General features: G+C 74.8%; 5 protein-coding genes. 4 read left to right on the top strand and 1 reads right to left on the bottom strand.

All coding sequences use genetic code 11. The features are described 5' to 3' along the window. Positions 1-96: 96 nt before the first annotated feature. Positions 97-564 (bottom strand): nuclear transport factor 2 family protein, encoded by a 468-nt coding sequence (locus C6N75_RS00440; RefSeq protein ID WP_105866810.1) that lies wholly within the window; start codon positions 562-564, stop codon positions 97-99. A 162-nt stretch (positions 565-726) separates the two neighbouring features. Here C6N75_RS00440 and C6N75_RS00435 point away from each other — a divergent pair, with 162 nt between their 5' ends. The 4 genes from C6N75_RS00435 (at position 727) to C6N75_RS00420 (ending at position 6,673) form a co-directional block, all read left to right on the top strand. Next, complete coding sequence (locus C6N75_RS00435) at positions 727-2,112, top strand: AMP-binding protein (protein WP_105866812.1); 1,386 nt, start codon at positions 727-729, stop codon at positions 2,110-2,112. A gap of 92 nt (positions 2,113-2,204) precedes the next feature. Then, entirely contained in the window at positions 2,205-2,984 is a 780-nt protein-coding gene (gene fabG / locus C6N75_RS00430; protein ID WP_105866809.1) for a 3-oxoacyl-ACP reductase FabG, read from the top strand. 150 nt (positions 2,985-3,134) lie between these two features. Next, the gene (locus C6N75_RS00425; protein WP_105866811.1) at positions 3,135-4,091 is read left to right on the top strand and encodes an aromatase/cyclase; all 957 of its coding nucleotides are present in this window, start codon (positions 3,135-3,137) and stop codon (positions 4,089-4,091) included. Between the two features lie 119 nt (positions 4,092-4,210). Continuing rightward, positions 4,211-6,673: an FkbM family methyltransferase gene (locus tag C6N75_RS00420; RefSeq protein ID WP_105866808.1), complete on the top strand. Its 2,463-nt coding sequence runs from the start codon at positions 4,211-4,213 to the stop codon at positions 6,671-6,673. The last annotated feature ends 10 nt before the right edge of the window (positions 6,674-6,683 follow it).

Genomic DNA, 6,683 nt, shown 5'->3' with positions numbered 1-6,683 from the left:
CGGCGGCGTGACGGACGCGGACCCCGCGGCGGCGCCCGCCGCGGCCGACCGGTCGTGACCGGCCGGCCGCGGCGGCTGCCGCGCGGGGGCGCCGGATCAGGCCAGGTCGTCGCGGGTCACCAGGCGGCAGCGGGTGCGCCACTTGCCCCGCGAGCGCACCAGCACGTCCTCCATCACGCAGACCCGCTGCACCCTCGGCTCGCCGCCGCGCGGGGTGACGTACACCAGGGCGTAGCAGCGGGTGTGCATGGTGCCGTCCGCCTGCGGCCGCACGTCGAGCATGCCGATCCAGTGCCGGGTCTGCTCGCCGCCGCGCACCGCCTGCGCCCTGTTGCGCCGCACGGTGGCGGCCAGTTCGGCGCGGCCGCGCACCGGCCGGTCGAGCGTCGGCAGGTCGAAGACGGCGTCCGGGGTGAAGGTGCCCGCCCACCGCTCGGCGTCGAAGGCGTCGAACAACTGCATCTGGCGCGCGTAGAACTGCTGGATCTGGATGTACGCGGCCTCGTCGGCCACCGCGTCGGCGTCGGTGGCGGTCGCCGGGCGGTCGAGCGTCTCGGTGGTCATGCCACTCCTCCGTGCCCTCGGGACATCTTCGGTCGTGGACACTCTCCGCACCGCGGATCGAGCACCCTTCGAACCTTCCTCAAGCGCCCCGGCCGACGGTGGGAGCCGCGAGGTCCCCGCCCCGCGCCCGTACGGGACCGCCGAGCCGGAGGAGTGACCACCGTGCCGAGCTTCACGTACCCCGATCTCCCGGTGGACGGCCTGCTGCGGGCGGCGGCCGTGCGCGACCCCGACGGCATCGCGCTGCGCACCCCGGACGGCCCGGTGTCCTTCGGCGGACTCGACGCCCGCGCCGACCGGGTCGCCGCCTTCCTGCGGGGCGCGCTGGGCGAGCCGCGGGGGGCGCGGGTCGGTGTGGCGAACACCCTCGACGCGGCCTTCGCCGCCGCCTACTACGGCGCCCTGCGGGCCGGCGCGGTCGTCGTCCTCGTCGACCCGCTGATGACGGAGGAAGGGCTGCGGCACGTGTGCGCGGCCGGCGAGGTGGAGCTGGTGTTCGCGCCGGCCCGCGTCGCCGAGCCGCTCAACACGGCGCGGGCAGCGCTGGCGGGACCGCTCGCCCTGGTGGTGACCGACGCCGCCGACGGCGTCCTCCCCGGGGACGCGCTGCCGTGGGCGGCCGCCCTGGCGGCCGCCGACCCGCAGCCCGCGGGCCTCGGCCGGCTCGACCCGGACCGGGTGGCGTGCGTGCAGTTCACCACCGGCACCAGCGGCCGCCCCAGGGGCGTGCGGCTCACCCACCGCAACCTGGTCGCCAACGCCCGGCAGACCGCGCTCGCGCACGGCCTCGGCCCGGACTCGGTGACCCTCGCCCACCTTCCGCTGCTCCCTGCCATGCACCTCAACTCGGCGGTGTACGCCGGTGCCTGCCAGGTGCTGTGCGCCGACCCCGACCCGGTGGCCTCGCTGGCCGCGGCGGCGCAGGCGGGCGCCACCCACTACCTCGGACTGCCCGCCCGGCTGCACCGGCTGGCCGCCGACCCCCGCCTGGCCGCACTGCCCCGGCCGGCCGGCGGGGAGCGGCTGACCTCGGTGCTCTCCGGCGGGTCGGCGCTGCTGCCCGCGGCCGCCCGCACCCTGCGCGAGCGGCTCGGCGTGCCCGTGTTGCAGGGCTACGGCATGGCCGAGCTGTCCCCGCTCACCCACTGCCAGCGGCCCGGCGGTCACCGCGAGGGCGCGGTGGGCCTTCCCGTGCCCGGAACCGAGTGCCGCCTGGTCGACGTCGCCACCCGGGTCCCGGTCGAGGTGTGGGCCACCGGCGAGGTCGAAGTCCGCGGCCCGCAGCTCATGGCCGGCTACCTGGGCGGCGATCGGCCGCCGACCGGCCCGGACGGCTGGTTCGCCACCGGGGACGTCGGCTACCTCGACGACGCCGGTGAGCTGCACCTGGTGGCCCGGGTGGCCGACGTCCTCGGGCGCGACGACGACAGCGTCCCGCCCGGCCGGGCGGAGCGCGTCCCGCGGGAGGACCCGCGCGCCGCCGAGCCCGAGCGGCGCTCTCCGGCCGCCCCTGCCGGCGCCCCGGTCCCGTACCGCGGCAGCTCGTGAGACGCCCCGTGAAGCACCCCGAGAGGGACACCCCGTGAAGCACCCCGTGAAGCACCTCGTGACGTATGTCGCGCGGCGGAAGGAGCGATGACATGACCGACCGGCCTGTCGCCCTGGTCACCGGCGCCACCAGCGGCATCGGTCTCGCGGTGGCCCGGCAGTTGGGCCGGTCCGGGCACCGGGTGTTCCTGTGCGCGCGGACCGAGCAGGACGTCAAGCAGACCGTCGCCGACCTCGCCGACGAGGGCCTGGAGGTGGACGGCGTGGCCGGCGACGTGCGCGACGGCGCGTCGGTGGCCTCGGTCGTACGGGCCGCGGTGGAGCGCTACGGACCGATCACCGTGCTGGTCAACAACGCCGGCCGCAGCGGCGGCGGCGTCACCGCCGAGATCGACGACGACCTCTGGTACGACATCATCGACACCAACCTCAACAGCGTCTTCCTGGTGACCCGCGAGGTGCTGCGCAACGGCGGCCTGGCCGGCGCCGAGGGGGGCCGGATCGTCAACATCGCCTCCACCGCCGGCAAGCAGGGCGTGCTGCTGGGCGCCCCCTACAGCGCCTCCAAGCACGGCGTGGTCGGCTTCACCAAGGCCCTGGGCCGGGAGCTGGCGCCCAGCGGCGTCACCGTCAACGCCGTCTGTCCCGGCTACGTCGAGACGCCGATGGCCGAGCGGGTCCGCAAGGGGTACGCCGCCGCGTGGCAGACCACCGAGGAGTACGTGCTGGAGCAGTTCGAGGCGAAGATCCCGCTCGGCCGCTACTCCACGTCCGAGGAGGTCGCCGGCCTGGTCGGCTACCTGGCCTCGCCGGCCGCCGCCTCCATCACCGCGCAGGCGCTGAACGTCTGCGGCGGCCTGGGCACCTTCTGACGCCCGGGCCCCGGGCCCCGGGACGCACAGACGCACAGACGCACAGACACACAGACACATAGATGTACAGGCGCACAGGCGCACAGGCGCACAGACCTGACGACCGACTTCGACAAGCCCCGAGAACGACAGAAAGACGAGGTGCTGGCCGTGACGGATCAGCGTGTCCGCCGGACGTCCCACGCGATCGAGGTCGCCGCGCCGCCCGGGGTCGTCTACGGACTGATCGCCGACGTGGAGCAGTGGCCGCTGTTCTACCCGCCCAACCTGCACGTGGAGCGCCTGGACTTCGACGGCGGGACCGAGCGGCTGCGGATGTGGTCGGTGGCCAACGGGCAGATCCGCTCGTGGATCTCCTACCGGGTGCAGGACCCCCAGGACCGGGTCATCCAGTTCCGGCAGCACCAGCCGCAGCCGCCGGTCACCGCGATGAACGGCACCTGGATCGTCGAGGAGCTGCCCGGCGGCGGCAGCCGGCTGACCCTGCTGCACGACTACACGGTGCCCGGCGACCGTCCCGAGGACGTGGCCTGGGTGGAGCGCGCCCTGGACACCAACGCGGCCGCCGAGCTGGGCAACCTGCGCGACCTGGCCGAGCGCTGGACCGCGCTGGACGCCCTGCTGCTGTCCTTCGAGGACTCCGTGCGTGTGGAGGCGGCGCCGGAGGCGGTGTACGAGTTCCTCTACCGTGCCTCCGAGTGGCCCGAGCGGCTGCCGCACGTGGCCCGGCTGGACCTCACCGACGTGAGTCCGGGGGTGCAGGTGATGGCGATGGACACGCGGACCGCCGACGGGTCCCTGCACACCACCGAGTCGGTGCGGATCTGCTTCCCGCACGCGGGCCGCATCGTCTACAAGCAGACCGTCACGCCCGCCCTCATGGCGGCGCACACCGGCGAGTGGTCGGTGCTGCCGGACGGCGACGGCGTGCGGGTGGTCTCCCAGCACCGGGTGGTGCTGCGGGAGGAGGCCGTGCGGCGGGTGCTGGGCCCGGACGCGACCCTGGAGCAGGCCCGCCGCCATGTGCGCGAGGCCCTCGGCCGCAACTCGCTGACCACGCTCGGGCTCGCCAAGCGGTTCGCCGAGTCCCTGGCCCCGACCGCCTGACCCGGGCGCGCACCCGCCGCGCGCCGGGCCGACCCGGGCGGCCTACATCCAGTGCTGCTCCGGCCCAGCTCTAGTCGGCCTGGCGACGCTGGGGCGACCACGGACATCCAAGGAGTGGCATGAGCCCCAACACGATCGACGCCGAGGCGACGCCCGCCGCGGCGGGTGCGCCCGACGGGCCCGTACTGTGGCACCTCGCTCTGGTCCGCGGAGACGACGGCGCCTCCCTCGACTCCGGCCTGGCCGCGCTGAAGCAGGAGCTGGCCGCCGCGCCGGCCGCCGCGGACGTGCCGGTGCGGGTGCGCGCCGGCGGCGGCGGGAGCGGCGCCCACCGCGGCGCGGTGCTGGCCGGCGGCGGCGAGGTCGTCGAACTGGGCGCCAAGCCCGGCGACCGCACCCAGCCGGTCGCCTTCATGTTCCCCGGGCTCGGCGACCACTACCTGGACATGGGCCGCGACCTCTACCGCGACTTCCCGGTCTTCCGGGACGCCGTGGACGCGTGCGCCGCCGCCCTCGAGCCCGAGCTGGGCCTGGACGTGCGCGAGGTCGTCTTCCCCGACCCGGCCGCCGGGCAGCCGGCCGCGCCGGCCGTGGACCTGCGCCGGATGCTCGGCCGGGACACCGGCCCGCGCAGCGCCGACGAGCGCCGCCTGGACGCCACCAAGGTGGCCCAGCCGGCGCTGTTCACCATCGAGTACGCGCTGGCGCGGCTCTGGGAGTCCTGGGGCGTGCGCCCCTCGGTGATGATCGGCTACAGCCTGGGCGAGTACGTCGCCGCGACGCTGGCCGGGGTGCTGTCCCTGGAGGACGCGCTGACCCTGGTGGCCCGCCGGGCGGCGCTGATCGACGCGCTGCCCGAGGGCGCGATGCTCGCGGTGATGCTGCCGGAGGCCGAGCTGCTGCCGCTGCTGGCGGACGGCACCTCGCTGTCGGCGGTCAACGGCCCGGAGTTCTGCGTGGTCGGCGGACCGACCGAGGCCGTGGACGCGCTGGCCGGGCGACTGGCCGACCGGGGCGTGGTCAGCCGCCGGGTCACCACCACGCACGCCTTCCACACCGAGCTGATGGCCCCGATCGCCGACCAGGTCACCGCCGTCGCCCGCACGCTGACCCTGAACCCGCCGCGCATCCCGTACTTCTCGAACGTCACCGGCGAGCCGATCACCGACGCCGAGGCCACCGACCCGGCGTACTGGGCGCGGCACCTGGTCAGCCCGGTGCGCTTCGCCCAGGGCCTGGCCGGCATCGGCGCCGGGCCGCTGCTGCTGGAGGCCGGCCCGGGGCAGACCCTGTCCAGCATGGCCACCGTGGTGCGCGGCAGCGACGCCGGCGCCATCGTCGCCGCGATGCGCCACCCGCTGGAGAACCGCTCGGACACCGCCGTCGCGCTCAAGGCGCTGGGCAAGCTGTGGCTGGCCGACGCCGACGCCGACTGGAGCGTCTTCCCGGCCGGCGGGCTGTCCGCCGCCGCGGCCGCCCCCCGCGCGACCGAGGCCGCGGCGGAGGCGAGCGAGACGGAGCGGACCCTGCACGAGCTGTGGGCCAGGCTGCTGAAGACCGACCGGCCCATCCCGCGCGACCTGGCCTTCTTCGAGATCGGCGGCAACTCGCTGCTGGCGTCCCGGCTGCTGCTGCGCATCGGCCGCGCCTTCGGCGTCGAGATGTCGCTGCGCCAGGTCTACGCCTGGTCCACGCTGGCCCGGATGGCCGAGGCCGTCGACACCCTGCGCGCCGGCGGCGAGCTGACCGGCTCCGCGGCCGGCTCCTCCTTGCACACCAGCGGCTCCCAGGCCCGCTTCACGCTGCCCAACGGGCTGACCGTGTCGCACCAGAACGAGGCGGAGACCCTCCACTTCTACGAGGACATCTTCGACCACCGCACCTACGCCAAGCACGGCATCACCGTGCCCGACGGCGGCACCGTCGTCGACGTCGGCGGCAACATCGGGCTGTTCACGCTCTTCGCGCACTACGAGGCCAGCGACGTCACCGTCTACACCTTCGAGCCGGCGCCCCCGATGTTCGAGCTGCTCACCCGCAACGCCGCCGAACACGGCGTGAACGCGCGGCTGTTCAACATCGGCGTCTCCGACACCGAGAGCCGGGCGGAGTTCACCTTCTACCCGCGCAGCTCCGGCATGTCCTCCTTCCACCCCGACGAGGAGGAGGAGAAGCACAACCTGCGCACCATCATCGCCAACCAGCAGAAGGCCGGCGGCGTGGACGCCGGCGGGCTGGCCGAGCACGCCGAGGAGCTGCTCGACGTGCGCTTCGAGGCGATCCCCTTCACCGCGACGCTGCGGCCGCTGAGCGCCGTCATCCGCGAGCAGGGCATCGAGCGCATCGACCTGATCAAGATCGACGTGCAGAAGAGCGAGCGCCAGGTCATCGCCGGCATCGCCGACGAGGACTGGCCGAAGATCCAGCAGATGGTGCTGGAGGCGCACGACGCCGACGGCGAGGTCGCCCGGCTCGTCGCCCTGCTGGAGGACCGCGGCTTCTCGGTCCTCGCCGAGCAGGACGAGCTGTACGTCGGCACGGACATCCACAACATCTACGCCGTCCGCGGCGGCATACGGTAATCGGAGTCGT

This window comes from Streptomyces solincola (assembly GCF_002982015.1).
GTDB lineage: Bacteria > Actinomycetota > Actinomycetes > Streptomycetales > Streptomycetaceae > Streptomyces > Streptomyces solincola.
This window is presented reverse-complemented; position numbering and strand designations above follow the sequence as displayed.